The organism is Mucilaginibacter sp. (assembly GCF_036568825.1).
Lineage (GTDB): Bacteria > Bacteroidota > Bacteroidia > Sphingobacteriales > Sphingobacteriaceae > Mucilaginibacter.
This window is the reverse complement of sequence record NZ_DATCRU010000026.1, coordinates 74,453-101,215: the sequence shown is the minus strand read 5'-3', so window position 1 is coordinate 101,215 and position 26,763 is coordinate 74,453. Positions and strand designations below refer to the sequence as shown.

At 41.6% G+C, this 26,763-nt stretch carries 28 protein-coding genes; 10 read left to right on the top strand and 18 right to left on the bottom strand.

All coding sequences use genetic code 11. The annotated features are described in order from the left end of the window. The first annotated feature begins 69 nt into the window (after positions 1-69). From VIM89_RS05505 to VIM89_RS05495, 3 genes are all read left to right on the top strand, one after another. Complete coding sequence (locus VIM89_RS05505) at positions 70-420, top strand: hypothetical protein (protein ID WP_488155133.1); 351 nt, start codon at positions 70-72, stop codon at positions 418-420. A gap of 71 nt (positions 421-491) precedes the next feature. Beyond that, positions 492-2,270: a hypothetical protein gene (locus VIM89_RS05500; protein ID WP_488155132.1), complete on the top strand. Its 1,779-nt coding sequence runs from the start codon at positions 492-494 to the stop codon at positions 2,268-2,270. Between the two features lie 12 nt (positions 2,271-2,282). After that, a complete protein-coding gene (locus tag VIM89_RS05495; RefSeq protein ID WP_488155131.1) occupies positions 2,283-3,044 on the top strand; it encodes a YoaK family protein in 762 nt (253 codons plus the stop codon). Here the strand turns inward: VIM89_RS05495 and hemN are convergent. The 9 genes from hemN to VIM89_RS05450 form a co-directional block, all read right to left on the bottom strand. Beyond that, positions 3,024-4,388, bottom strand: a complete 1,365-nt coding sequence (gene hemN, locus VIM89_RS05490) for an oxygen-independent coproporphyrinogen III oxidase (protein WP_488155130.1) — start codon at positions 4,386-4,388, stop codon at positions 3,024-3,026. The two genes, VIM89_RS05495 and hemN, sit on opposite strands and share 21 nt — an antisense overlap. Beyond that, on the bottom strand, positions 4,388-5,437 hold the full coding sequence (locus VIM89_RS05485) for a 2-hydroxyacid dehydrogenase (protein WP_488155129.1): 1,050 nt from the start codon (positions 5,435-5,437) through the stop codon (positions 4,388-4,390). The genes hemN and VIM89_RS05485 overlap by 1 nt, the downstream gene beginning before the upstream one ends. Before the next feature lie 83 nt (positions 5,438-5,520). After that, a complete protein-coding gene (locus VIM89_RS05480; protein WP_488155128.1) occupies positions 5,521-6,570 on the bottom strand; it encodes a response regulator in 1,050 nt (349 codons plus the stop codon). Further along, positions 6,548-7,756, bottom strand: a complete 1,209-nt coding sequence (locus VIM89_RS05475) for a PAS domain-containing sensor histidine kinase (RefSeq protein WP_488155127.1) — start codon at positions 7,754-7,756, stop codon at positions 6,548-6,550. The genes VIM89_RS05480 and VIM89_RS05475 overlap by 23 nt, the downstream gene beginning before the upstream one ends. Positions 7,757-7,882: 126 nt before the next feature. After that, positions 7,883-8,557 (bottom strand): ABC transporter ATP-binding protein, encoded by a 675-nt coding sequence (locus VIM89_RS05470; RefSeq protein ID WP_488155126.1) that lies wholly within the window; start codon positions 8,555-8,557, stop codon positions 7,883-7,885. Between the two features lie 2 nt (positions 8,558-8,559). Further along, positions 8,560-9,777, bottom strand: coding sequence for an ABC transporter permease (locus tag VIM89_RS05465; protein ID WP_488155125.1), 1,218 nt, complete (start codon positions 9,775-9,777; stop codon positions 8,560-8,562). A 37-nt stretch (positions 9,778-9,814) separates the two neighbouring features. Further along, positions 9,815-10,921 carry an efflux RND transporter periplasmic adaptor subunit gene (locus VIM89_RS05460; RefSeq protein WP_488155124.1) on the bottom strand — a complete coding sequence of 369 codons (1,107 nt, stop codon included), beginning with the start codon at positions 10,919-10,921 and terminating at the stop codon, positions 9,815-9,817. A 214-nt stretch (positions 10,922-11,135) separates the two neighbouring features. Then, positions 11,136-12,068: a hypothetical protein gene (locus VIM89_RS05455; protein ID WP_488155123.1), complete on the bottom strand. Its 933-nt coding sequence runs from the start codon at positions 12,066-12,068 to the stop codon at positions 11,136-11,138. A gap of 83 nt (positions 12,069-12,151) precedes the next feature. Continuing rightward, on the bottom strand, positions 12,152-12,367 hold the full coding sequence (locus VIM89_RS05450) for a hypothetical protein (protein ID WP_488155122.1): 216 nt from the start codon (positions 12,365-12,367) through the stop codon (positions 12,152-12,154). Positions 12,368-12,835: 468 nt separating this feature from the next. Between VIM89_RS05450 and VIM89_RS05445 the strand changes: the two genes are divergently transcribed. The 7 genes from VIM89_RS05445 to VIM89_RS05415 are packed head-to-tail and all read left to right on the top strand — an operon-like array spanning position 12,836 to position 19,118. Beyond that, the gene (locus tag VIM89_RS05445; protein WP_488155121.1) at positions 12,836-13,318 is read left to right on the top strand and encodes a c-type cytochrome; all 483 of its coding nucleotides are present in this window, start codon (positions 12,836-12,838) and stop codon (positions 13,316-13,318) included. A gap of 31 nt (positions 13,319-13,349) precedes the next feature. After that, on the top strand, positions 13,350-15,332 hold the full coding sequence (nosZ, locus tag VIM89_RS05440) for a Sec-dependent nitrous-oxide reductase (protein ID WP_488155120.1): 1,983 nt from the start codon (positions 13,350-13,352) through the stop codon (positions 15,330-15,332). A gap of 55 nt (positions 15,333-15,387) precedes the next feature. Then, positions 15,388-15,966, top strand: coding sequence for a hypothetical protein (locus VIM89_RS05435; RefSeq protein WP_488155119.1), 579 nt, complete (start codon positions 15,388-15,390; stop codon positions 15,964-15,966). After that, on the top strand, positions 15,963-16,382 hold the full coding sequence (locus tag VIM89_RS05430) for a nitrous oxide reductase accessory protein NosL (protein ID WP_488155118.1): 420 nt from the start codon (positions 15,963-15,965) through the stop codon (positions 16,380-16,382). The genes VIM89_RS05435 and VIM89_RS05430 overlap by 4 nt, the downstream gene beginning before the upstream one ends. A 3-nt stretch (positions 16,383-16,385) precedes the next feature. After that, complete coding sequence (gene nosD, locus VIM89_RS05425; protein WP_488155117.1) at positions 16,386-17,627, top strand: nitrous oxide reductase family maturation protein NosD; 1,242 nt, start codon at positions 16,386-16,388, stop codon at positions 17,625-17,627. Next, positions 17,624-18,349, top strand: coding sequence for an ABC transporter ATP-binding protein (locus VIM89_RS05420; protein WP_488155116.1), 726 nt, complete (start codon positions 17,624-17,626; stop codon positions 18,347-18,349). The genes nosD and VIM89_RS05420 overlap by 4 nt, the downstream gene beginning before the upstream one ends. 1 nt (position 18,350) lies before the next feature. After that, positions 18,351-19,118, top strand: coding sequence for an ABC transporter permease subunit (locus tag VIM89_RS05415; protein ID WP_488155115.1), 768 nt, complete (start codon positions 18,351-18,353; stop codon positions 19,116-19,118). A gap of 33 nt (positions 19,119-19,151) precedes the next feature. Here the strand turns inward: VIM89_RS05415 and queD are convergent, their stop codons facing one another. From queD to hemA, 9 genes are all read right to left on the bottom strand, one after another. Continuing rightward, entirely contained in the window at positions 19,152-19,508 is a 357-nt protein-coding gene (gene queD / locus VIM89_RS05410) for a 6-carboxytetrahydropterin synthase QueD (RefSeq protein ID WP_488155114.1), read from the bottom strand. 28 nt (positions 19,509-19,536) lie between these two features. Beyond that, positions 19,537-19,869 (bottom strand): metal-sulfur cluster assembly factor, encoded by a 333-nt coding sequence (locus VIM89_RS05405; RefSeq protein WP_488155113.1) that lies wholly within the window; start codon positions 19,867-19,869, stop codon positions 19,537-19,539. Next, positions 19,847-21,121: a hypothetical protein gene (locus tag VIM89_RS05400; RefSeq protein ID WP_488155112.1), complete on the bottom strand. Its 1,275-nt coding sequence runs from the start codon at positions 21,119-21,121 to the stop codon at positions 19,847-19,849. Before VIM89_RS05400 ends, VIM89_RS05405 begins: the two co-directional genes overlap by 23 nt. Continuing rightward, positions 21,108-21,941, bottom strand: a complete 834-nt coding sequence (locus VIM89_RS05395) for a DUF2249 domain-containing protein (RefSeq protein ID WP_488155111.1) — start codon at positions 21,939-21,941, stop codon at positions 21,108-21,110. Before VIM89_RS05395 ends, VIM89_RS05400 begins: the two co-directional genes overlap by 14 nt. A gap of 46 nt (positions 21,942-21,987) precedes the next feature. Next, positions 21,988-22,941 (bottom strand): iron-sulfur cluster repair di-iron protein, encoded by a 954-nt coding sequence (ric, locus tag VIM89_RS05390; RefSeq protein ID WP_488155110.1) that lies wholly within the window; start codon positions 22,939-22,941, stop codon positions 21,988-21,990. Between the two features lie 6 nt (positions 22,942-22,947). Next, on the bottom strand, positions 22,948-24,171 hold the full coding sequence (locus tag VIM89_RS05385; protein ID WP_488155109.1) for a hypothetical protein: 1,224 nt from the start codon (positions 24,169-24,171) through the stop codon (positions 22,948-22,950). Positions 24,172-24,276: 105 nt separating this feature from the next. Beyond that, positions 24,277-24,711: an RrF2 family transcriptional regulator gene (locus VIM89_RS05380; RefSeq protein ID WP_488155108.1), complete on the bottom strand. Its 435-nt coding sequence runs from the start codon at positions 24,709-24,711 to the stop codon at positions 24,277-24,279. A gap of 264 nt (positions 24,712-24,975) precedes the next feature. Beyond that, positions 24,976-25,173 (bottom strand): hypothetical protein, encoded by a 198-nt coding sequence (locus VIM89_RS05375; protein WP_488155107.1) that lies wholly within the window; start codon positions 25,171-25,173, stop codon positions 24,976-24,978. A 68-nt stretch (positions 25,174-25,241) separates the two neighbouring features. Next, entirely contained in the window at positions 25,242-26,480 is a 1,239-nt protein-coding gene (hemA, locus tag VIM89_RS05370; protein WP_488155106.1) for a glutamyl-tRNA reductase, read from the bottom strand. Positions 26,481-26,763 lie beyond the last annotated feature (283 nt).

Sequence of the window (26,763 nt, the reverse complement as noted above, 5' to 3'; positions counted from 1 at the left end):
AGGCTGACCATAATCAAGGTTTAACCGCATTCAAACCGGGAAATTTGTATCAGAATAAAATAACTCATTATGGCAACTTTAAAAACACATGCACCGGCCACATGGGCCACAGCTGCACATACCAGCAATACTCATGTTAGTTTATGGAATAAATTCATTGCTTTTGCAGATAGCCAACACGAAAGAAAAATCCTGTGGTATTTCCTGGCCCTTGTGGTTCAAGGTATATTCTTTTTACCGCTTCCGGCATTTTTAATGTATTACTATAATGCCCCTATTATAGTGCTGCTGATCACCTTAACCTGCTTCTTCACCACGATCATTGCTTGTATGGGGGGTGCCGGTATCAGAAGCATTTTATTTTTATCAGCTGCCAGCGTATTCATCCAGGTATTAATGACCATTGCTGTGTTGATTTGACAAATCGTATCTGGATAATTGGAAAGCGGCCTGTGCCGCTTTTTTTATACAACTCTCTTAAACAATAAATTATGTCACACACTTTTCATATACCCGTTTTAGGACTTGCTTATTCTATAGATACACCATTAAAAGTGGCCCGGTATGGTATCTCATCAGTAGTTTCTATTGTGGACGATGAATTAATAGAACGGATGCGCGAATATCATTGCGCACAAAATGATTTGGAATACATCCCGATTAAAAAATCTGAGCACGACAGCAGGGCCAGACGTATTACAGCCTATCTGAACCTCTTAAATAGTTTGGTTGACAATCAGTTTTTAAGACTTAAAGAAGAACAATTTGAAACGGGAAGTGACATTGAACGTTATTTTAATTTATTACCTGAACAATCAGTGCTTAAACAAGGCTTCGATTTGCTGGAGGAATGTGACGCAAATAGCGAGCGGAGATTATTTGAACATGTTCTGAAAAGCAGGTTGATAAAGGGAACAATCGATGTCAATATTATGGCTAAAGTAGATAAGCTGAATTACAACAAGGATGGTAAATATAGCGGAGATGAGAATACTGATGCGCTTGCCGCACTAAGGGGGTTTGCCGAAAGCGACCTGGAATCATCTGTGGTTATTTCAGCCGGCATGAACCCCAAATTATTTAGCTATCTGGAGTCGTTTAATGATTTTTACCCTGATGCAAATGGAAAGTTTCGTAAGAAGGTCATCCTTAAAGTGAGTAATTATCGTTCTGCGATCATACAAGCCAAAGTATTGGCAAAGAAAGGTCTCTGGGTTTCCGAGTTCCGTATTGAATCCGGCCTGAATTGTGGAGGCCACGCATTTGCCACTGATGGCTTGTTATTAGGTCCGATACTTGAAGAATTTAAGATAAACCGCTCGGCTATGGCAACGGAATTATATGAAATATATCGTGCTGCTTTGAACGCGAAGGGGCGGAGTATACCAGAAATTCCTCAGCAAAAAATTAGTGTACAAGGTGGTATCGGAACCGCCGATGAAGATAATTTTCTTCGAAGATATTATCATCTGGATAGTACAGGCTGGGGCAGTCCGTTTTTATTAGTACCCGAAGCGACTAACGTAGACGCAGATACCTTGCATCAATTAACAAACGCCTGTGAAGAAGATTTTTATTTAAGCAACGTTTCGCCGCTTGGTGTGCTGTTTAATAATTTTAAAGGGGGTAGTATTGAAAAACAACGGCTGCATCGCATAGCTCAGAACCGCCCGGGCAGCCCATGTACCAAAAAATACCTTGTCAGTAATACTGAATTCACTGAACAGCCTATTTGCACCGCATCCAGGGAATATCAGCGCTTAAAGATAAAACAACTAGATAGCTATCAACTAACCGATGAGGAGTATCAAAAAGAATTTAACAAGATTACCGAAAAAGTTTGTTTATGTGAAGGACTGACTGCCTCCGTATATATTAAAAACGATATGCTGAGGCCGAAGGAAAAAACCGGGGTTTCAATCTGCCCCGGGCCTAACCTGGCTTATTTTTCGGGAATATATTCCCTCAATGAACTAGTAGGTCATATTTATGGAAAGAATGATCTCCTGAAAAAATCTGACCGAAGCAACATTTTTATTAATGAGCTTAATCTATACATTGATTATTTAGCCAAAGAAATCTCGAATTATAAGTTAGCCATTAATGAAAAGAAGGCTAAGTATATTGAAAGTTTTAAACAGCAATTAAGGCAGGGCATTGATTATTACAGGCTATTAATTCCTAAAATGAAAAGCTTCAGTAAAGAGTATCGTGATAAGATGCTTCATGACTTGTCAATTTCTGAGATAAGGTTTAGTATATTAGTTTGACAGACCAAAACAATGCTCAGACATATCGGTCATAAGCGCACTAATAAACACAATGTACGGCTGGCTTGTATGTTGTCGCTTACTGCCGGATTTGTAAATGGCGCCGGATTCTTATCATTCATGGTATTTACTACCAACGTCACAGGGCATGTTGCCACATTTGCAGAAAAATTAGCTGCCGGCGATTTGCATACTGCATTCGTTATAGGTATGTGGATGCTGTTATTTCTGGCAGGTGCGTTTACTTCCAGTATTATTATCAATATGATCGGGCCAAATCAGCGCTTTGCCTATGTTATACCTATCATTGTCGAGATACTTATTTTACTCATGGTGGCAAATAATATTGATTGGTGGTTACCTGTGCCTGTGCAAAATTTGCGGTTTAAAGCAGGCAGCCTGCTCTTTGCTATGGGGCTGCAAAATGCCATGGTATCAATGATCTCCGGGTCGGTGGTCCGTACCACACATCTCACCGGAATGTTTACCGATCTGGGCATTGAACTTGCAGGGAAAATTTATGATATAAAAGCGGCCAAAAGCGCCACGCTGAACAGCCGCATATTATTAAGGCTGATTATCATTGTCTCTTTTTTTTCAGGCTGTATTATTTCTGCTCTTTTATATAAAGCACTAAAATTGCAGGTTTTTTATATACCTGCGATGCTGCTTTTGGCAGGAATGTTTTACGATATTTTCAGGATAAAAACGGTGCGATATTACCGGAAAATCAAATCAAAATATGGCGCTACTTTATCCGGCCATACTGAATAACTGTGTAGAAGGCTGATCGGCCCACAGGCGGGCATCCAGCGCCATGCATATATTCCGAAGAAAGCGTTTGCCTGTTGGCGTTACGATCAGGTAGTATGAACCCAGTTCAACCAGGTCGTCACCAACTAAATCGCGCATGCGCTCTAATCCCTCCATCAGGCCATTACAAGGTTCAATGTGATGATTCCATTCTGTTTCGCCTTTACACATGATGTTTAATATATGTCTTCGGATAATTATGTCTTCGGCAGATAAGAAATGCCCTTTTATTACAGGCAGTTCACCATCATTTACTATTGCAATGTACTCTTCGACCGTCTTCACATTCTGCGCATAAGCATCCCATGTATCACTTATAGACGAAACACCAAGTCCAACCAATAAACGTGTATATTGATGAGTATATCCCATAAAATTACGGTGAAGCTTTTTATTCTGTTCGGCTATGTAAAGAGTATCTTCCGGCAGCGAAAAATGATCCATTCCTATATCATAATAACCGAGTGCGGTCAGCATGTTATGCCCCAGGTCGTATAAGGCACGTTTCTCTTCTGCTGAAGGTAAGTGTTTTTCAGTAAATTTTCTTTGTCCTGGTTTTATCCAGGGCACATGAGCGTAGCTGTAAAATGCGATGCGGTCAGGCATCAGCAAACCAACTTTTTCTATTGTGTCGGTTAAACTCTCTAAAGTTTGTAATGGCAGGCCATAAATAAGATCGTAATTTACCGAAGTGTAACCTATCTGACGTGCCCATTCAGTCACTTCCTTTACCTGTTCAAAAGTTTGTATCCGGTTGATGATGAACTGCACTTTGGGGTCAAAATCCTGTATACCGAGGCTTAATCTACGGAAGCCCAGGTCATATAAAACCTTCAGGTGCTCATAAGTTGTGTTGGCCGGATGCCCTTCAAAACCAAAATCGGCTTCAGGGTGGACTTCGGCGTTCAGTAAAATGCTTTTGATCAGATATTTCAGATTTGCGGGACTAAAGAATGTTGGTGTACCACCCCCTAAGTGAATTTCGCGTATCACAGGGCGATCGGTAAACAGGTTGCAATACATAGCCCATTCAATCAGCAACGCATCAATATAAGGTTCTTCAACCGCATGATTTTTGGTAATACGCGTATTACATCCGCAATAAGTACAAAGGCTTTCACAAAACGGGAGGTGAATATACAAGCTTATGCCATCCTTTTGATTGCTGATCTCAAAGGCTGATTTTACATGCTCAGCCCACAATTGCTTATCAAAAGTATTTTTGCTCCAGTACGGAACAGTGGGGTAACTGGTATAACGCGGCGCTGCCACATTATATTTATCGATCAGGTATTTCGAAAGCATTATGGTAAGTGATTAAAATTATCCTGAACTATCGGGGTCGGTACCGTTTTTGAGCGGCAATTATTATTGCAAGCGCAAGCATCCCCCACGCATCTCTCTTCCTGCCACAAGTCGAGGTTTTTAATAGTTTGATTAGCTATCTCCTGCAAGGCTTCTCTTGTTAGAAATGCCTGGTGAGGGGTAATGAGCACATTAGGGTAAGCGATCAGCTTTTTCAACAGCGTGTCCTTATCCTTGTCATGCTCATGATCCTCAAAGAACAAGCCTTTCTCAAACTCATATACATCTAAACCCAAATAGCCTACCTTGCCACTCTCAATGGCATTCAATACTTCTTTTGTGTCAATCAGTCCACCACGTGACGTGTTGAGCACCATTACGTTTGGTTTCATGAGCCTAATGGCATTTTTATTAATGAGATGTTTGGTATGTTCGGTTAACGGTACATGAAGCGATATAATATCCGATTGCCTCAGTAAGTCATCAAACTCAGCCATTTCTATATCGATCACATTTTGGGGCAGTTGAATATCATGCCCTATTACTTTACATCCCAGGCCTTTAAAGATATTTGCAACAGCTAAGCCAACCTCACCCAAGCCAATTATACCAACAGTCTTGCCACTGAAATTGAACCCGACAAGCTCATTTAGCCTGAAGTCGAAATCGTGCGCACGTTCATTCGCTTTAATAAGATGCCTGCCCAATGCCAGCGCCAGCGCCACTGTATGTTCAGCGATAGCTTGCGGCGAATAGGAAGGAACATTGGCCAGTTTGATGCCCTTTTTTTCCGATGCTTTTTTATTGATATGATCTGTGCCTTTTGATCTCGTTGCAATAAATTTCACTCCAAGGTCGGCCAGTTTGTTTATCACCTTTTCTGAGACATCATCATTGGTAAACACCAATACTGCATCCTTGCCTTTGGCATATGCTGCCGTTTCTATACTCAATGCATTTGATATCAGTGTAATATCATGCTTTTTTTGATTAGCCCTGATCAGGAATTCCTTCTCAAACGGATTTATACTATAGGCTACAACCTTCATTATCAACAGAATTTATAAGAACAAAAATACCCTCGCCGCTTCTCACAGCCTATGAGGGTAGTCATCAGGAAAAGTGATTGTTGTCAGTTTTTCATCTTCGCCAGTCGGTTCAGATCGAGTATTTGGATGTGGCTACCTTTTTTCTCTATCAGTTTTTCGTCTTTGAAATCGCTCAATGTGCGGCTCACTGTTTCGGTGGCCATACCAGCCATTGAGGCCAGTTCATCGCGTGAAATTTTAAATTGTGAAGGATCAGGCAACTGTTTGCTTAGCCGTACCAACACCTGGGCTAATCTTTTGCGTACAGAATTATAGGCAAGCTCCAATAGTTGATCCTCTTTCTCTTTGATGTTATTTGCCAGTATCTTGATAAATTGCATCGAAATATCTGAGTACTTATTTACGAGGCTGATGATGGCTTCTTTTGGTAAAAGACAAATCGCGGTATCTTCCACTGCTTCGGCAGTTTCGGTAAAGGTTTCATCCAGCAACAGCGCATTAACGCCAATGTAGTCATCAGCCTTATGCAAACCCATCATTAGCTCACGGCCATCTTCAGCCAGCTTAAAAGTTCTGATAGCGCCATCTATAATCAGGTACAAGCCTTGCGGATGATCACCTTCATAATACAACACTTGTTTCTTTTTTATCTGCCTGATCTTACGCCCTGCAATAATGCTTTTCAACTCAGCTGCACCTTGCCCGTTTGCATTCGATAGTTTTTCTATACTTTGCAGCGCCTTACTGTAATATTCTTCCTGGCGGCGCTTTTTTTCTAAGCGACTTTCAATAGCATTCAGGAGTTCAATATCATCAAAGGGCTTGGTCAGGTAATCGTCAGCTCCCATCTCCATTCCTTTTCTAAAATCTACCCGCTCCGCTTTAGCTGTGAGGAAGATGAACGGAATCGACGCCGTTTCAACATTCTTGCTTAGCATGTATAATACGCCATACCCATCCAGCTCAGGCATCATGATATCGCATAAGATGAGCTCGGGTTTATGCTGATAGGCCAGATCGACCCCCTGCTTGCCATTTTCGGCTTGATGAACTGTATAACCGGCTAATTCCAATATCTCGGTTGTACTTTCGCGGATGTCGTTATTGTCTTCAATGATCAGGATCGTTTTCATGATGGTTTGGAAATGAAAGTGTGAATGAAGTACCTTTATTTACTTCGCTTTTAAAGCTGATTTTACCGTTCATGAGGTTGGTATACCGTGTTACGATATTCAGCCCTAAGCCGGTGCCGGGTATGTTGCCGGTATTGTGTGCCCTGAAAAATGCCTCAAACAAATGTTTATGATCGCTTTCCGGTATACCTATGCCGTTATCTCTTATGCTAATGACCAGCTGTTTTTTACTGATCTCTGTATTAAATTCAATAAAAGTATTTTCACCAGAATATTTTATGGCATTGCCAATCAGGTTAAGTATGCAATTTTTTAGCAAGGCCGAATCGAGCAGTACATTGCTATCCGCGCCTGTGTGCTGATACACGATCATCTGGTTTTGTTTAGCCACCAGCTGCATTTCCTCAGTTATTTCTTCAGCAAATTTTACGATGTCAAATTTTGTATAAACAGGCTCCACCTTATCTGCCTCGAGCTTTTCCAACGACAGAAAATCATTTAATATAGATGTAAGGTTACTTACTGCAGCCTTTATCTTAGCGATGTGCTTGGCAATATTCGGGTTATCCTGTTGTGCGGAATACTTTTCGATGAGGACAGCTGAAAGTTGTATCGCGCTTAACGGAGTCCTGAACTCATGTGATGCCATCGACACAAAGCGGCTTTTTAACTGGCTCAGCTCTTTTTCTTTTTCAAGCGAAATGCTGACCTCTTCCTTCGCCTGACGTAATGCTTTTACCGTTTCCTGTAGTGAGAGTGTCCTTTCTTCGACCAGTTCTTCCAGCTTGGCTGCATAGTCCCTTAGCTTTTCTTCGGCATCCTTTTCGCGCGACAAGTCGTGAATAAAGCCGGTATAAATCTTCCGTTCAAGGTATTGTACTTCGCTTACCGCCAGCCGAAAAGGAAATATCGTTCCATCTTTTTTTAGCCCCTGAACCTCGCGTCCGATGCCAATAATGTGAGGATCATTCGTACGCTGATAGCGGGCGATGTAGCCATCATGATTTTCACGATAAGGCGACGGCATAAGTACATTGACATTTTTGCCAATAACCTCGGCAGGCGTATACTGGAAAAGCTCACAGGCCGCGGGGTTTATACTTTCTACCCTGCCACGTTCATCAATTGTAAGTATTCCATCGATGGCAGTTTCAATTATTGCTTTTAATAATGCGGCGCTTTCCATATAAAATGATATTGATCACAAATATCAAATATGGCATAAATTAAGAAAATGCTTGTTGTTAAATAAAAAAGTGATAAAGGTCACTTTTTTATTTAGTCCTGTTTCCTAAAAAAGTTTGTCTTTTAATTAATTCTTGATCCTCCCGTCCACCATTTCTATTACCCTGTCTGCATTTTTTGCAAAATCAAGATCGTGGGTTACTGTGAGTATTGTGATACCCTTTTGATGTGACAGCTCTTTAAATATGTCAAATACCAAACCTGTATTTATGCTATCTAAATTTCCTGTAGGCTCATCAGCCATAATAATGGTCGGATTGTTAATCAATGCCCGTGCAATGGCCACTCTTTGTTGTTGCCCACCGGAAAGCCGTGACGACAACTTTTGGGCAAACTTATCCATTTGCAACTGGCGTAATTTATCAATTGCTTGTTCTTCAATTTCTTTATGGCTCAGTTTGCCAAGCTTTAATGCTGGCAACATGACGTTTTCAAGTACGGTAAATTCAGGTAATAAAAAGTGAAATTGAAAAACGAAGCCTATATTTTCATTACGAAAACGAGCAAGATTATTCTGGCTTTCACCCGTTAGCACCCGATCGTTAATAAAGATTTTCCCATGGTAATCTGTGTCAAGCGTGCTCAACAAGTAAAGCAGTGTGGATTTGCCGCAGCCCGACTTTCCTATAACAGGAACGAATTCGCCTTTATTTACGGAGAACGAGATGTCAAACAGGACCTGAAAGTCTTCTGGTTCATGAAAGAATTTATTCAGATTTTCAACTCTTAGCGCTGTACTCATTTTTAACCTCGCAATATAACTACAGGATCTATCCTGGATGCTTTGATGGATGGCATAAGTCCCGCAATGAAAGGCGTGATGACCCCAAAGACGAGACCAAACAAATAATGCGCCGGGTTAAATATTACCGGGAAATATTTGAGTGAAATAAAATCATTATGAGGAAAGGGCACACGCGATAAGGCATATGAAAGTAAAAAACCCAATATCTCTCCCATCAAGGCTCCAAAAAAACCAATAAACAACGATTGACTTAAAAAAATTCTCACAATATCCTGGCCGGAAAAACCCTGCGCTTTTAATATAGCGATGTCTTTCATTTTATTTTGAATGGTCATATTCATTATATTATAAATTCCGAACCCAGCAACAGTAAGTAAGGTAATGCTGACCACATAGGTAAGCACATCGCGTACAATGTTGGACGCCATGACCGAGGAGTTTGCCGTCTGCCAGTCGTCTGATTTGTAATTGTATTTTTTATACAGTTCACCCGCTTTAGAGGGCGCAAGTTTATTGTTGGTCAATTTAACATTGATGTCCGTTATATAGCTTCTGTCTTTCCCCATTAGCTGCTGAACGTTCGCCAGGTTAATATAGCTCCGGGTATCGTCGATGGTGCCTATGCCGATAGCAAATATTCCCACCACCCTAAAGCTCATAGAGGTGCCGGCAGGAGTAGTTAAAGTGACCATATCACCCACGCCGAGATTCAGCTTATTGGCAAGACCCCTGCCCATGATGATCCCTTTGTCTGTATTTAATAAATCTTCGGGCTGTCCCACAATCATTTTACTCCTTAAATCGAAAATCTTTGATTCGTCGATGATATTTACGCCATTGATGTAGCCATTAATTTGCACCGGGCCGTAGTTGTAAAACACCTGGGTGCTAAGGAAAGGCGACACACGCGTTATTTCCGGGTCATTTCGGAGGTCATTAATAATACCGCTTGCATTTTTAATGTTCAGATTGACTTGCTTGGGTTTAGGGTGACGGACTGACACCAGCAGTTTTTTGTCCTTGAAATAATCCCCGGCTATAGAAACGGTATAGTCGGTTTTTATATCATTGTAAATATGTATATCGGGAGTGGATGATAGCATGGTATCTTCCATAAACTGGTTAACCCCTATCATAAAGCTGATCATCAGGATAAACATTGCTATGCCGAACGTAACGCCCAGCATGGCCACAAGCGTTTGTTTCTTGTTGGCCATTAGGTGGCGTTTTGCTATGAGCGTATCTACCATCATATTATTTGTCCGATGAAGATTCAACTACCTCAGAATGTTCGTCAAGGCCGCTCAATATCTCCGCTTCATCCAGTGTGTGGATGCCAACCTTTACCGGCACAGCCTTTACCTTGTTGCCATCTTTTATTTTTACACTATCTCCATTCAAAATCGACTTCACGGGAATAACCAATGCCTGTTGTTTCTTTTGAATTACAATGTTCGCTTCAACAGAAGTATGGATATAAGGCTGCTTATCCTGGCCCGTAAAAACCGCGTCTACCCTAAAGGTCTGATCTGCCTCGTTCATCGCCGGGTAAATTCTGACTACTTTGGCATTATAAATTTTGTCACCGGTGGCGTCGGTCTTAAGTAATACCTGTTGGCGGGGTTGCACCAAATTGATATCCTGCTGGTCAACAGATAATCTTATTATCCGATCTGCAGATTTCCCAATTAAGATTATCGCTTCATTCGCCCTTACGGCTTCACCTTTTTCTTTCATCATCTGGTAGATCATGCCATTACTTTCCGAGCGGATCATATAATTGCTCAAATCATTACGGGCACTGGCTACACCGCTTTGTGCATTCTTTAATGAAACGTTGAGGTCATTAACCGTTGAATAGTACTTTTCCTGTGCGGATTTTTTTTCATTAAGTGATATGCGATATTGCGTTTCAGCATTATCAAGAGCGCTTTTTGTGCCGACATTTTCGTTCCACAAATTCTTAAGCCGGAAATATTGCAGGGAATCATTACTGTATTTCATGTTAGCATTTTGCATGGCTAATTTCAGATCGTTCAATATTGCCGATCCCTGGGACACGTTTTCCCTGGCCTTTTCATACGTAATGTTTGCAGCATCTAACCTCGCCGCGGGCGCAGTATTGTTAATTACATACAATAACTGGCCTTTCTTAACAACATCGCCTTCTTTGACTAACTTTTTTACAACAGTACCCGGGCTCAAAGCATAAACCGTATATTCGCTATCAGCCATTACTTTCCCTGATGCATAAACTGTTTCAACGATATCCTTACGGACAGGGCGAATAGTATGAGTGTTGCTGCAGCTAAGTAAAAATGCGGATGATATCAGGTAACAAATAACTCGGGCTGTTCTCATTGTGATCAGGGTGTACTGGTATAAATTTATGCAAATTTCTCGAGTGCTGCGATTTCAATTAAACTGGGTTTTGTACAAAATTATAGTGAAGCTAATGCTGACCGACTGATTTAAATCATGAGATAAAATGACATATATCATCCCTACCTTACATATAGCATAGCAATTTCTCAAATCAGCCTGTTGCCTATCTTCAATTTTTTTCAGTATGAAATTAAAAAGACCTAACGATACCAACCTTGATCCTAAATCCTGCTTCATTCTGGTCGCCGTTGAGGTGTTGAACTACCGGCAACGAAAAACTAACGGGGATTCCCCATTTTTTGTAGAACATGTTTGCACCAAGATTGACAAAACCGAGGTAGTAGCCTGAGTTGTCGTCCGGAATACCATCCTCGACTATTTTATCAAGCAATTCGCCGTAATAACCGGCAAATACATTAAGGCCGAAATTGTTTTTGGCAGCAAGCTTTGGGTCTTTAGTGCAGAAAGCAGTTTGTCCACCGGCCAGGCGATAGGATAAGCTTAGATTTTGGACGAAAACGCTACTATAATAATTACCCTCGAATCCTTTTGTTGTATATTTATAAAACAGGTTACCCTGGAGTGAAAACTTTCCCCAGCGATAAGCAGCCAATACGCCGCCTGCCGGGTCATAAGAACCCGAGCCAACAACGACCGTGGTGTTGTCGAAATTGGAACTTTTTTGTACCCCGGTAGGTAGTTCTACACCGGCTTGAAATGCTACGCGGGTATTTCCGTGACTAAGCACCTCAAAAGTGCCTAGTAGCATTGCGTCACCTAATCCCCGGTCATTACCATAGTTGGTATGCAAAAAAGCATAAGGTAGCAGAGCTGAAAGTGTGATCCTGTCGCTCAGTCCATAACGTACGCCCAGCGAAGCAATCAGCATATTTTTCAATGGTGCTTCCTCATCGCCCAGCGGCGCGATGCTGTTTCCGCTTTTTATTGTGCGGAAGTCAGCGTAAGTTTCTAATACAAATTGTTTTTGAGGCAGCGTAAAGATGCCATTATTAAAGTCGCCACTTGCTGAAGCGGCTCCGGCGCAGCACGCGCATTGGCTGTAGGCGATATGTGAGAACAGTATGATAAGGCCCATAGTCAGGACCGTAAGTTTTATATTCATGGTTTTTTTTTATAAAATGAACAGATTATCTGCACTACTTATGGTAATGCGTTTTTGAAGTCAGACAGGTAAAAAAGGAAGGCTTACGATGCTTTTGGCGGTTGGAATATCCGGCCGCAGAAGCTGTCCCGATATCGATCATCAACCATTTGAGAAAGCTTTGATCCGATTACTATGACGGCATTGCAGGTTGCATTGTATTTGACAGGCTCTTCATAGAAGAAGCTTCCGATATCCGATAAATTATCTTTAACAGTCTTGTTGCGCTCGTTCTCCTCTGCTTGCCGAAGTTTCTTCATCAGGTAGCACTTGCCATTGCAGTGTAGCCAGGGCCGGCCCCTGTTTTCACAAAAAGATGCAGCAATATATTTCTGATTAACCCGAAATGCTGCACAAATAATATACCTGGAACAGGTGGAACCTATCAGCGCAATTAAAAGCATATGAGCAATCATTCGGTTAAACATAATCCTGGTTATTAACAGCGACAAAATTATTGGCACCCGGAAAGCCTTGCCATGAGTGCCGTCACTTATCAATATGACTTAGATCATATTATATGATAACAAAAAAAGATATACATGTCATTAATTGTGACCTCAATCATATTTTGCTATGACAGCAGTCATACCACAGTCATTTAATTAAGGACAACTTTGTCTGCAATAAAACATGAAAGGTTTTAGAGGTTAAGTCGCTTGTGAGCATAAAAGCTCTAAACTGCCTATCCAAGAGCCTAAAAAAATTAAAAATTAAAAATCGTAACGATGAAAAAAAATGACTTTTTAGCAGCACTGGCTATCACTATTGTATCCAGTCTTTTTATTTACGGTTGCGGAGGCGGGCATTCCCAGGCATCCTCAACCGACACGGCAAAATCCGTAAGTACTTCGGCGCCTGCTAATGACGATGCAAAAGGGACGGGAAAATTCACCGATGTAAAATTAACCCATCCGCTTGACCAATCAATGGTAAAACAGGGGAGTGCTATTTATGATGTAAAATGCAACGCCTGTCACAAACTTACTTCGGATAAATTGGTTGGCCCGGGTTGGAAAGGCGTAACCGATCGTCGGAAGCCTGAATGGATCATGAATTTTGTGACCAATACCGATGCGATGCTGGAAAAAGACACCGCAGCCAAGTCAATGGTTGAAACGTGTATGGTTCGCATGCCTAACCAACACCTTTCTGATGACGATGCGCGCCATGTATTGGAATTCATGCGGAATAACGACGGCAAAAATTAATTTTTCTCTTTATCTCAATTCAATAATTATCATGAACAAGTTTTTAATAACGCTTAGCTCGCTTGCAGTAATTGCAACTGTCCAAAGCTGTAAAATGAAAAATGCGGATTCGGTCGTTTCCGGGGACGCAGCTGCTAAAGTATATGTGGCGCCGGGTAAATACGATGAATTTTACAACTTCGTATCCGGAGGATTTAGTGGCAACGTAACTGTATATGGTTTGCCATCAGGACGCCTTCTTAAAACCATTCCCGTATTTTCAGTATATCCTGAGAACGGGTACGGCTATAGCGAAGAAACAAAACCTATGCTGAACACCAGCAATGGACCTGTAGCATGGGATGACCAGCACCACCTTGAATTATCACAAACTGATGGCAAACAGGACGGCAGGTGGATATTTGCCAATGCCAATAATACACCAAGGATCGCAAGGATAGACCTGACCACCTTCAGGACAGCAGAAATCATTCAGATCCCTAACAGTGCCGGTAACCACTCGTCACCATTTGCCACTGAAAATACAGAATATGTGGTGGCAGGCACCCGTTTTTCGGTACCGCTTGGTGATGCCGATGTGCCGATCAGTTCTTTCAAAAAGAATTTTAGAAGTACTGCTTCCTTCATTAAAGTCGATAAGGCTACCGGGAATATGAACATCGCTTTCCAGATCGTTCTGCCAGGTATGAACCTGGACCTTAGCCACGCAGGGAAAGGACCTTCACACGATTGGTTCTTCTTCTCCTGCTATAATACTGAACAGGCTTATACCATGCTTGAAGTAAATGCTTCGCAAAAAGACAAAGACTTTATTGTCGCAGTAAACTGGAAAAAAGCGGAAGAATACGCTAATTCAGGAAAGGGCCACAAAATGCCTGCCTCTTATGCGCACAATACTTACGACGAAACCACCCATACCGCAAAGTCAGTGATTGAAAAAGATGTATTGGTGCTAGATCCCAAAGATTGTCCTGACATGGTTTACATGATCCCTTGTCCAAAATCGCCGCATGGTGCCGATGTTGACCCAACGGGTGAATATATTGTAGGTAGCGGTAAACTGGCTGCATTGATACCTGTTTTTTCATTTGAAAAGATCACCAAAGCGATTCAGGACAAACAATTTGAAGGTAGTTTTTATGGCATACCTGTTATTAAATATGAAGCTGCTTTACACGGCGAGGTTAAAAAACCAGGCCTTGGCCCTCTGCATACTGAATTTGACGGACGGGGTAATGCTTATACATCTATGTTCCTGTCTTCTGAAGTGGTAAAATGGAGGCTAAGCGACCTGCAGGTACTTGACCGCGCACCAACCTATTATTCAGTTGGTCACCTGATGATCCCTGGTGGCGATACTAAAAATCCGACAGGGAAATACCTGGTTGCCTATAATAAAATTACCAAAGACAGGTACCTGCCTACCGGTCCCGAATTATGCCAGTCTGCACAGTTGTACGATATATCCGGTGATAAAATGCAGTTATTGCTCGACTTTCCGACTACAGGTGAGCCACATTACGGACAGGCTTGCCCTGCTGCACTGATCAAAGACAAGCAGGTTAAATTCTATGATATCGCTAAAAATAAAAATGATTTCGTAACAATGGGTGAAAAGAAGGCTAACGTAATCCGCAAAGGAAATCGTGTTGATGTTTATATGACCGCGATCAGATCACACCTTGTTCCGGATAATATTGAAGGTGTGTATGTAGGGGATGATGTTTATTTCCACGTAACCAACCTGGAACAGGACTGGGATATCCCACACGGTTTTGCTGTTAAAAACTCCAGTTCTGTCGATCTGCTGATCATGCCGGGCGAAACCCAGACCGTGAAGTTTACTGCGCAAAAACAAGGCATCTATCCATTCTATTGCACAGACTTCTGCTCTGCTCTTCACCAGGAAATGTCAGGCTACATGAGAGTGTCTCCAAAAGGAAGTAATGTTCCTTTGAAATTCGGCACCAATGTAATTGCACCTGACCCAACAGCAGTTGCAGCTACAAAATAATTAAAATCAATTCGGCAGTGCTGCCAATGCGGCACTGTCTTTAAGCTGATTCAATATGAAAAAGTTAACCATACCCGGCAAAGCAAGTATCATTTTAGTGATACTCTTCCTGGCTACATTATGGATATTGCCGATGTGGAGAATCGATCTGCGTGCCCCTCAATACCCGGGCGGCCTGTCTATGAAAATCTGGATCAATGATGTAAAAGGTGATGTGGATATTATTAACGGATTAAACCATTATATCGGGATGAGCACCATCCATAAAAAGGACTTTCCGGAGTTTATATTCCTGCCGACAACGATGATCGTATTTATGCTATTGGGGGTAGTTGTACTATTAATAAACAAGAAAATCGGTTATTATATCTGGACTTTGCTATTTGCTTTTATCGGCACTTTTTCCTTTTATGATTTTTATAAATGGGAATATAACTATGGACACAACCTTAACCCTGCGGCCCCTATAAAGGTACCAGGCATGTCTTACCAGCCGCCGTTATTCGGCTATAAGAAGCTATTGAATTTCGAGGTTCTTTCACAGCCGGATGTTGCTGGATGGTTTTACATCGGCGCAGGGGTGCTTCTAGTAGCAATAACCATTTATGAAATCAAAAAAAGCTTTGCAAAATGAAAAAGACCATACTCCTTTTCCTCGTACTGGGAATTACAGCATGCAAACGACAATTTGAACCTATCAATTATGGCCATGAAGCATGTGCATATTGTAAAATGACCATTATGGACAAGCATTTTGCCGCAGAGATCCTGACAAGCAAAGGTAGAGCCATAAAGTTCGATGACCTGGGATGCTTGTTGAGCTACATAAAGGACGAGCACTTTACAGATGATGACGCCAGCATTTTTGTAGCAGACTACCATAACCCTGACGGAGAGTTTTTGGATGCACACAAAGCTGTGTACATAAAAAGCGATCAGTTGAAGTCACCAATGAGTGGTAATTATGCGTCTTCGGCCACAACAGCAGCGGCGAATAAACTGAATGCTGCATTTAACAGCCCCCTGTTAAACTGGGATAATCTAAAATAGACCATGAAACGCACTTTTGGCCAGATAGCTTTCTTATTTGCCGCATTGCTGATAGCAAGCCAGTGCCGGGCTTCGATAATTAAGGTGAAGCCTGCTCCAAACGCTATTCATAATGCCATCGCAAAAGCTCACACCGGGGACACGGTTGTCATTATGAAGGGCACTTATAAAGAGCACGAAATCACGGTACGAAAGAGGTTGGTGCTAACCGGCGATTCATTCCCAGTCATCGATGGAGAGAATAAATACCAGCTATTTTTGATCCAATGTGACTCGGTCATTATAAAGGGGCTTCAGATCCAAAACGTTGGCAAAGCCAGCATGACAGATATGGCCGGCATAAAAGTCATCAACGCCAAAGATGTAATTGTCGATCATAACAAATTGATCAATAACACTTTTGGGGTTTATCTTCAAAATGCGGCTTTTTGTAGCGTTTCCAATAACATCATCCATAGTGATTTTAAGGATGAGATTAACGGAGGTAATGGAATTCACGCCTGGCGGTCGGATCATTTATCCATCAGCGGGAACATTATTTCAGGTCAAAGGGATGGTATCTATTTCGAGTTTGTAACTGAGTCGAAGATCATCTCGAACCGCTCGTTCGGGAACGCCAGGTATGGACTCCATTTTATGTTCTCACATAACGATACTTATACTAAAAATACATTTAATGATAACGGCGCCGGGGTTGCGGTTATGTACTCGCACGGGGTGAACATGTACGACAATGAATTTATTCATAACTGGGGCGATGCTTCATACGGCTTGTTGTTAAAAGAAATCACTGACAGCAGGATCACTCGTAACCGTTTTATAAAGAATACTATCGGGTTACATATGGAAGGCACAACCCGGGTAGATGTAAGGCAAAATCTGTTTCAGGATAACGGGTGGGCGGCAAGGGTGCAGGCAAGCTGCAGCGGAAGTAATTTTATACAAAATAATTTTATCGGCAACTCATTCGATGTAGCTACAAACGGAACCATGATGCTGAATAATTTCGACAGCAATTACTGGGATAAGTATGATGGCTACGACCTGAATAAGAACAACATCGGAGATGTACCTTATTACCCTGTCAGTGTTTATTCTGTAGTAACTGAAAAGATACCATCAGCGATGATCCTTTATCATAGCCTATTGACGGATATAATGGACCAGGTTGAAAAAGTGCTGCCGACCATTATTCCCGATAAACTAAGAGACGATCATCCATTGATGAAAAAAATTAAATTATGATCTCAATAACTCACCTCACCAAGTCATTTGGAAAGTTCAAAGCGTTGGACGATGTGACCCTGAACTTCGAAAGGGGAACCACCATTTCCCTCCTCGGGCCAAACGGTTCGGGTAAAACAACCTTGATCAAGTCTATCCTTGGGCTTGTCATACCTGAAAAAGGGTCGATAATAATTGACGGCGATGAGATCCGGTCGAATGTCTCCTACCGGTCACGGATTGGTTATATGCCACAAATTGGCAGATATCCTGAAAATATGACTATAAAACAGGTGATTGATATGATTAAGGAAATGCGAAAAGACTGCACTGTGTATGACGATGAGTTGATTAATGGTTTCGGAATAACCGCAATTCAGCATAAAACTATGCGCAGCCTTTCCGGAGGTACCCGCCAAAAAGTTAGCGCTTGCCTTGCATTTCTTTTTTCGCCTGATATCTACATTTTGGATGAGCCTACAGCGGGACTAGACCCATTGTCCAGTGAATTGCTCAAAGAAAAAATACGCAAAGAACGGGCTAAAGGGAAATTGTTCCTGATCACTTCGCATGTTTTAAGCGACCTGGATGATATCACCAGCCATATCGTCTACTTACAGGACGGAAAAGTTATGTTTTATAATGAGGTGGATGAATTGAAGCGCTCAACAGGTGAAAATAAATTAAATAAGGTGATTGCAACCATTATGCAGGAAGATTTATTAATTGATGCTACATACTGATATGAAAACAATTATCAAATACATATTACTGGATCTTTTTAAGAATAAAACGATCCTGGTGTACACTTTTATATTAGCAGTTTTAGCAGTTAGTGTACTGAGCATGAGTGGAAATTCGTCTAAGGGATTGCTGAGCTTACTTAATATTACGTTATTATTTGTTCCCATTATCAGCATTCTTTTTGCCACGATCTACTTTTTTAACTCAATGGAGTTTATTGAGTTGCTACTGGCTCAACCAGTCAGACGCAAAACCATGATCCTGGCTGAGTACTGCGGGGTAGCCTCTGCCCTGTGTATCCCCTATTTGCTGGGTGTCGGTTTGCCATCAGTTTTGCTGAATTATAGCATGGCATCTGTAACATTAATCTTTAGCGGCATATTCCTCACGCTTATCTTCACAGCGATAGCGCTTCTTATTTTTGTATTATTTAAAGACAAAACCAAGGGAATAGGAGCAGCAATCATAACTGCCCTCTTTTTCACCCTTTTGTTTGATGGGTTATTACTCTCTTTTATCTATTCATTTAGCGAATATCCTATTGATAAACCATTAATTGGCCTGATCTCATTTAACCCGGTCGATCTCGGCAGAATACTGGTATTGTTACAGCTTGATGTCGCTGTTATGATGGGTTATTCCGGAGCTTTGTTTAAAGAATTCATGGGGTCGGTCATTGGGAGTGTCTATACAGTTGGTTGCATGTCCATTTGGATTCTTATTCCCCTGGCCGCGTCGGTGGGGAAATTCAGAAGAAAGGACTTGTAATTGCCGTCATTTATAAAAAGGTAAAATCCTTGATTAAATGCCTTCATAAATAACCCCGGAGGTTGGTGTTTCTTTTAATTCAATCTTCTTCAGCATAGGCAAGTTTGGCTTGACCTTGTTCCAAATCCATATCGCCAGCAGCTCGGCCGTCGGATTCTCTAATCCGGGAATATCATTTAACAGATGATGGTCAAGCATGTCGATCACAGGACGCATTATTTTTTTGATATCTCCAAAATCCACAACCCATCCTTCATGTTCGTGAACAGCACCTTCAGCATAAAGTGTCAGGCGATAAGTGTGCCCATGCATCTCCCGGCACTTGTGACTATAGGGTACATTTGGAAGGAAATGGGCCGAGTCAAAAGAAAACTGTTTGTAAATAATCATAAATGTATAAAAAATTAAATGTTCGGCATTACCAGCCCAATTCCTGCCTGCCTGCTTCGCTGATATGATCAGCCGACCATTGAGGTTCAAACGTTAGATTGATGCGAATTTCAAATCCGGGGCAGGCTTCTTTAGCCATTAACTCGACACCGCCTTTAATATAATCGCCCGCCGGACATGCGGGAGTAGACAGCGTCATGGTGATCTCGGTTAGTTTTTTCTCCTTATCAATTTCAATTTCGTAGATCAGACCGAGGTCAACAATATTCAATTCCAGTTCCGGGTCTCTTACAAGTGACAACAATTGCAGTAACCGGGCCTTTTCCTCGTAGCAGGGGTCAGTAATTTTTATATCTTTCATTTTTAAGCTGAAAAACAACGTGAACGGAGTGAGCGCAATAAATTACCGAAGCTACAATCATCATGACGCAACCTGGATACATCAGATATGGCGAGTGAATTAAAATGCCGCTTAAAAAAAACAGGAACCCCGGAAGATATAAACCAAGCTGTAGCATGACCAGGTGCTCATTATACAAATCCTTTGGCTGCAGTTCCTGTAACCTGTCGGGTTTTGTCAAATGCATCCACACAATAAACGGCAGCGTTTTAAAGGTTTGTCCCATGATGAGTGTAGTGATGAAACCACCGAAGAATGAATACCCGTAAGCTGTGATCATAGAAACCGGCGCACCGCGCGAGTGTAAAAGGTAAGCCATCATAATAATGCCCGGAATCGATATTGAACTGATAGCAATGAAGGTAGTCTTCATCCCCGAATCCATTTTTTTCCGGATTGCGCTTTTATAACATTGCCATATATAAAATAAGTAGCATAGTATGCCGCCGGCAATCAGCGATATGAACCATATATAACCACTATTTGTCCGCAATATCATTCCCTCTATCAAAAACAAAATAAGCCCAGCATTAATCAAGTAATAAGCAATCGTCAAAAAGATATTTACTTCCTTCCTGCTAAGCAGGAACATCGGAACCAGTCGAGCGCTGACGCCGATGATGAGCAATAAAAACCAACCAGCCATCCCGATGCTTGCATGAACTTTAAGATAATGCAGGTGATCAACAGGCAAAAAACCGAACCGGAAATTGAACAGCAGGGTTATACCAATCAGCGCCGTCACTATAAGCCACAAATGGGCCGTCATGATAAAATCAATGATGATATTTTTGACCGAAGACCGTTTTACCGTTACAAAAATGTTTATTGAGTGGAGCACGAGCGCTGTTAAGATCAAAAATGCACCAACAAAAATTGGCCATGTTAATTCAAAATTCCAAAAAGAATGGACAAGCACACAGGTCCCTGCTACCAAAAGCAAAAAAACAGCCACGGGTAATCTTTCACTGTAGAGTTTTTTGTCGGCAATTACAGGCATCAGTTGGTTGCTGGCCCCCAGGATGACCATTGTACCCCAGCCAAACACAGTAAGGTGCGTAATGGCCAGCAGATGCGGTTGAAAAAAATGACCATCAAAATCCTTTACTGTGAACAAAACCATCAGGCTGATAATAACCAGGCAAGCGGCCGCAGTTAGATAATAAGGCAGTACAGTTTTCTTTGCCGGTATGTGTCGCTCAGCTATTTCCATTTACTGGTGAATTATCTTTGTGGGATTGGTAGATCAATATCACGACCTCTGATGCCATTTGCCTGAATACATAATTAAAATTCCTTTCCTTGAGTTCTGGCAACAGGTAAACCGGAATTCTTTTATGCCGCACATACAAGGCCTCTCCTTTTTGCAAATGCTCCAACGCTTCTAAAATTGTAATCATTGGCCGGGGCATTTCCATCTCCCGCACATCAACCTCTGTAAATGTTAAATTATAATGCTGAAGGATGCTGTCGAATAACTCCACGTCGTCGGTGGTAGCTGATTGCGGTTCATTCAATATTTCAGCGCCATCTACCCTGGTTATATAAGTACATACCAATTCCGGCTGTTTTCTGGAAACAGTTATAGCATATCCCTTTGCCCTTAATAGCCGGATAAGCGGCGCAGGTTCGAATAAGTTAACCACCAGCATGGTTTGGCCGGCCTTAACCCCGGACAGTTTTTTCAAAATAGTATTTAATGGGTCTGCGCCTGCTGCCAATTGGGGACGGGCATCGTGAGAGATTGCTATATCGATTGCTTCATCAGCAGCCGGTATGCCAACTGAGGCTTCGCCCGCTGACGCCCCAATTCCAACCTCAAACCCGATCTGAGCTAAATTATCCAGTATTTTATTCACCGGGCAATCGCCAATTATCGCTGCTTCGGCAATTGTCACTCTTGGCGCCAGTAATTTCCGAAGGATCGGGTTTTTCAATTTATTAAAATGCGGACTAAGTAATATCAATGTATCGATGGCCAGTGGATTGTTCTTAATAACAGCCCCTATCCTTGTTGATGGCGTGATAATCATATCTTTAAATTGAAAATAAGGCTGATTTTTATTCAGCCTTATTAGGTTATGCGTATACCTCTTTTTCCAGTGCAATTGCCTTTGGAAAAAGAATATTATTTTCGAGATGGATATGCATGTGGAGATCACTTTCGAAATCCTCCAGCATTTTATAAAGAAGTGCATAGCTGTTGCACGCTTTTTCAGGCAATGTATAATTGTGCGTTAATTCTCTGATGTGCCTTGCCAGGTCGCCTACAATGTCATGGTCGTTCTCCATCGCTGCAATAGGCTCTTTCACGGTTTGAAATATTTGTTGATCCTTATTCTTTCCCAAAGCCGAATTTTCCAGCTCTTTGATGTAAGGAAAAAGAACGACCTCTTCCTTTTGAAGATGGATAGCTAATTCACTGGCCATCTCGTCAACAAGATTTCTGATCGTTTTTAGTTCAGCGTGCTGCTGGCCGTGTCTGTCTGCCACTTTCTCGCTTAAATCCCGTAAAATGCGCATGTTTTGTCGTACGTAGGCATGATGGACATTGACAATATAGTCGGCGAGGAAAGAAAGCGACCAGGAATTAAAATCGTGTTGCGGCATCCCTGAACTCGACTGCTCTGTCTTATTGAGCTCTTCTTTTACCTGTAAAATGTCGAGGCCGTTTTCGCGGCAGGCATCTTTAAGAGTTTTCTTTCCGCCGCAGCAAAAGTCCAGTCCCAGTTTCTTAAAAACTTCAGCCTTTCGCAGGTCACCCTTCACGATTTCGCCCAGGGTTTCTTCCTTTATATCAGGGTCATTTTTGCGGATTTCCACTTCCCAAACCAATGGTCCATTTTCCAGGTAATTCCAGGTAAAACAATTTCCTCTTTCACCAAGCAACTGGTAATACAACGGCTTAGGATCATGGTCATTATGGATCACAAATCCTTCGCCGCCTGAAAGCAGGTCAAAATGTTCGAAAATGGTGGGATGTTTTAACCTGGGCTCTATTTTAGTTACATCTAATACAGTTATACTATTCATGACTATTTAATTTGTTGTTTCTAATACTTTCTCAGGAGTTAGTTGTGCAAGAGTTGTTTCATTCAGACTGGCGGAGCCTATAGTTGAGCAAAACAACATTGCCGCGCTGCAGAATAATAAGATTGCCGCAACCCATAAAAGCCAGGGGTAAACAGGGCTGCTTAACATGACCATGGCTGAAAGGCCTTGAGTCATAAGAACCACCTCATTTGCTATTACCGCAACGGTAAAAAAAATAATGGATTTTTTTGACAAGCTTTCTCTTTGGGCAAAAAAACGGATGTGTGACAGATGCGCTAAAAGGTAGAGGCTAACAAACCCAAGCATAACAAGATGAAGGTAACCGATAATAATTGGCCGGTCGCCGAACACTTCGTTGCCAACAGGCGGAATTACAATACCGATCTGCACCGCAGTTTTTATGCAAAATGCTACCATTGCCAGTGCTCCGATAGCTTTTAGAAAAGGTTCTAGCGCTCTGAATTTATCGTTTAGGGAAATGATCAGCCTTATAAAATGATACAGCACTACGGCCAATAGAACACACCCGCTTACGGCAATTCCTCTTATATAGCCATTAGGGAAATGCCACAAATAAGAGAGAAATAGAGTGGGCAGCACAGCTGGCGACAAAAAGAAGGAGAAGCGATCAACTTTCTTTTGCACGGAATTGACTAGTGTGCTATAAAATTGATTGAAGAATATGGCAAATACAGCTAAAGTAAAAAACCCGTTATATTGAAAATGGAGGTAAGTATATATTGAATCCTTATATAGCAAGAGGTTTACATGATGTGTCGCCATCATATAGGCAAGTGTGAATGGGCCAACTGAGGATAGGTCTGCAAAGATCAATGCAGCAATGCTGAGCACTCTGACAGCCTTGCCGGGTTTAGCATGAAGGAGGTCTTTAATGAAAATCCAGCTAAAGCCATAAGTGAATAAAATAAACAGGGTCGAAAATACGATAGCGTAAAGTCCGTAGCCCTGGAAAGGAAAACTAAATAACATTCCCACAGCAGACAAAAATATTCCTGAAAGAAGGATTGTATATTTTCCCTTACTGCTTAATCTTTCCGGCAAAATTTCATATGTCATCAAGGTAAACAGACATAGTGTTATCCATCCCCCGAATGCAAAATGCGAGTGGGCATGAAGCAAATTCTTAAAATCTACCCATGGCAATGAAAACAGTATCTTGGAACGGAGGGCTGTTCCCAGCAGCGCCACAATGGCAAGGTTTGCCAGTGATATCTTTAACCACCTGTTTTTTTCCTTAACTAACATTATTCTATAATATATAAAGACCTTTAAATCCTTAATTAGGCTAAATTTTTATGCGGATCTTAAAAATCCCCTTCCTCTTTTTAATTTGCTTGCCATAGCGCCGATGGTCGATTTCTCCATCATTGTTTTAATTCCCGATCTGATAGTCTTGTATTGTTGATGAAGCGGACACGGTTCTGTTTCGGAACAGGCGTCAAGGCCAAGAACACAGCCTGCAAATAATGAATCTCCATCCACCGCACTGATGATCTCAATCAGCTTGACCTTATGCTGCTCCCTATTCAAATAGTAGCCACCATTGACGCCTTTTTGCGAACTGACAATATGATGGCGCGTAAGAATCTGCATGATCTTAGCAGTAAAATGCTGAGGCGCCAATATGTGTTCACATATTTCAGAAATACCAACTTTTTTGTCCAGGCTGCTTTCTGCTGATATATAGATTGCTGCTCTTATCGCATATTCACTGGACTTTGAAAACATAAATCACCGTATTAGTCAATTCCATTGATCCCTTTTCATGAAAATATGATGCAAGGTAACCCTGTTACGATTGCTATCCGATGACGAGAATCATCACGATAAATGATTTATATCAGTTTTATTTCAGCCCTGGAGTATTTATAGGAATAACAATTTTAGACCAGCCGGGCAGCGGGTCGGCGAATGCATTGCACTATAGAAAGCTCAATAATAGAAGGCCAATTAAAGAAGACCTTATTCGCTTCGGTCCTTGTCCCGGTATCCTCACTCCTCTTCATCCTTCAATTCCGGGTATTTAAACTGAGTGTCTTTTAGTATGGCGCAGATCATCCAAATAAAGATAAACGGCCATAAAATACCCATTAATGCGACCCATAACTGTGGCAGGCTAAGGTTTATCAAAATGGCATATACAATCAGATAAATTGTGGTTAGGATAACAGAACCTTTCGCGGCGTTCATGACTTTTTTATTTAGCCATAACAACCGTTAAATATCAGATTATGTTTTATTTAACTGCGTTTTATATCCTAAAGTCCTACTACCTTAACAAACTCGCTTATTGCATGTATTTGATGACAACCCTGTTGGTTTTGGCTCCGCATATTTTCAGCGGTCTTATTAATGATTTGCCTGATCTGTTGCTCTGCCGAGATGTATGGGCACCTTGTTTTGGGATTGGACAACTCTTTTGCATGTGCTTCAGCAATGTTGTAAAGAACCTTTTTAAGGGATTTTAAAACTGGCGCGTGCTGCCTCATTTGTAACCATTCGGAAAAGGCCAGGGCATGACACGAAATTATTTTTTGTGCTTCCGGTATCTCTGCTTCCCTATTTTTGACGACGTTATCTTTCATTCGCGAAATCTGATCCACATTGATCAATTGTACGCCCTCAAGTTCCCGCAGCTCTGGCTCTACGTTGTAAGGAATGGAAAGATCAATGACCAGTTTTTGTTGTCCGCTGTTAAAATACGATTTCAAAACGGTGGGTTTTTCTGCCCCGGTTGCAACCAGGATAATGTCTGACCGGGAGATTTCTTTTGCCAGGTCTATCAATGGCGCGTAGTTGAGGTTTAGTTCCCTTGCCAGCGATTCAGCTTTTTCTTCAGTCCGGTTAATTAGAGTGATATTACTATTGCCAAGGTAATCAACCAGGTTTTTGCAGGTGTTTTTACCGATCTTACCTGTTCCAAATAAAAGGATTCTTTTATTGCCGTAGTCTTTGACATTTTGCCTGATATATTGAACCGCAGAAAACGATACCGACACTGAACCGCTGCTTAATTTTGTTTCATTTTTGATTTCCTTGGAAGCCTGTAAAACGCCGTTTACCAGCCGCTCCAAGAACCCATTTATTCCGTTATTTTCTTTAGAAAACTTTACAGCCTGCTTAAGCTGCCCAACTATTTCATAATCACCCAGTATTTGTGAATCAAGCCCCGCACCCACATGGAACAAATGCATAACAGCTTCCATTCCGCTTTTAATATAAGCTAACTCTCTGAAGATCTTCTCATCGCCGCGGGTTTGGTCGCAAAGAAGTTTAACCAGTTGATCTTCATTTTGTGCAATCCCGTAAATTTCAGTTCGATTGCAGGTAGATATAATAAATAGCCCGTCGACCAAAGCACCGCCAGCCTGTTCTAATATGCTTTTATATTGTTTCTGGCTTATTGCAAATAAGCCCCTTGCCTCAGCATCAGCTTTTTTATAACTGATACCTGCAACAAAGAATCTGCTTAAATCTGCCTGGTTATTTTGTATCACGTGTCTTAATCTTAGTTGTTTTGCAGGTATTCTTTACCTCTTCTATTTTTATCTGCCGTAAAATTCCGCATTGTTTCCCTACCGGCTCCTGACCCCTATCAAAGCAAAAAGTGATTATTATCACATTTTCAACCGTTCAAAATCTGGTTTTCGTGACTCTGATCACTCCAATCGATGATTGCTGTCATTGAGTATCCCGTGGTCTATCTCCAATTTTGTTTCGATTAGTTTAAACCCGCAGCAGGCTTATGGATAATCATAGACAGAAGACTTGAAGTGACAG